This is a genomic window from Streptococcus danieliae, from assembly GCF_025447695.1.
Classification (GTDB): domain Bacteria; phylum Bacillota; class Bacilli; order Lactobacillales; family Streptococcaceae; genus Streptococcus; species Streptococcus danieliae.
Window position 1 is genome coordinate 1 of sequence record NZ_JAOBSU010000186.1, and the last position, 1,290, is coordinate 1,290.

Here is a 1,290-nt window from a genome sequence, read left to right on the forward strand (position 1 = left end):
ACTGCTAGGAAAAGCAGTGACTAATTCCCAGTATTGGTCTCCTTTTGGGCTTGATAGAATTCCTTCTAGCTCAGGAAAAGTGACTTGTAGGACCTTGTGAAGACGATTCTTAGCTTGAACGATTGAAACATGAGTTGGTTTTCTATTCAGAAGAAACTGAGACTGAGCTAATTTTTCAGCATCTATCTTATCGGTTTTACGAACACGGAGTCCATCGAGTTGTTTCTTAGCCTCCAAGGGATTGAGCCGTGTATAGGCAAAGTTATGATCTTCGAGAAAAGCTTGAAGACGACGAGAATAGACACCAGTTGCTTCAAAAATAATTTCTGGCTTCTGAACACTGTTCAAGTCATCTAGTAAACGAGAAAAGCCGATACCATCGTTTGGTATGGTATAAGCATGAATTTTTTTCTGATTTACCAAAACTGCTACTTCTGAGCTCGCTTTACTCACATCAATTCCAAATACTGCCCGCATATTAGTTACCTCTTTGTCTTGAATGATTCCTTGTTTTAGTGATTTCATTTTCAATACACGACGTCTAGCGCCAAATCAAAATACGACTTAACAAGACACCACTACTTTAACATAAAGAAAAAGTAGTGAGTACTTTCTCCCGTCGGAGATTTCCTCACTACTAAGCTTACTATGTTTTTAGAGGTGCCCAAAAGTAAAAAATCGTCCCTTGGCTTTAGTTCCAGGGGACGATTTTTACTTCTCATAATGGATTTTTTCATGTTCCAAGAGCCAGATTTTACGATCGAGTCCGCTTTTTTGTTGGAAGGCTTGGGCTACATCACGGTAGCTTTTGGTTTGGCCGTAAGGAATTTGCAGGAGAAGGTCGAGGACGATTTGGCGATAGGGAGTGACTGCCGGTGCTAGAGGAAGCGCCTGTGGATCGGGATGGACTCCGGCGAAATAAGCTGCGAGCCAGTCCTGGCCTTGTTTGAGGATAGGATTGATTCCTTCTGGGATTGTCTGGAGATCATAGATAGCTCCAAAGTGGTTCTGGTTTTGAAACCAGACACCTCGGAGGGCTGTGTTGTCTGCAAGGAGCACTAGTTTCCCCAGTGGTGATGGGAGGGTTGTTTGTTGGAGCATGGTTTTCTTCCTTTTTCTCCAGTATAACAAAATTTACTAGGATTCTGAGAGTGTACAATATCTTGTGTAAACGCAAAAAAGGAATAAATCCTGCTATAGTAGAGTTAGACAAAAAAATACTACTAGAAAGATTTATTCCCATGACCCAGTTTATCACAGATTTAACCACATTTCTAGCTAATCATTCAG

General features: G+C 41.2%; 2 protein-coding genes. Both read right to left on the bottom strand.

The features are described from left to right. The coding region (locus N4310_RS08475; RefSeq protein WP_262092828.1) for an IS110 family transposase at positions 1–477 on the bottom strand (477 nt) is incomplete at its 3' end. Between the two features lie 234 nt (positions 478–711). Continuing rightward, on the bottom strand, positions 712–1,101 hold the full coding sequence (locus tag N4310_RS08480; RefSeq protein ID WP_262092829.1) for a methylated-DNA--[protein]-cysteine S-methyltransferase: 390 nt from the start codon (positions 1,099–1,101) through the stop codon (positions 712–714). Between the last annotated feature and the right edge of the window lie 189 nt (positions 1,102–1,290).

Coding starts and splice junctions, on each gene's coding strand:
- N4310_RS08480 (WP_262092829.1), bottom strand. CDS start 1,101: ATGCTCCAACAAACAACCCTCCCATCACCACTGGGGAAACTAGTGCTC.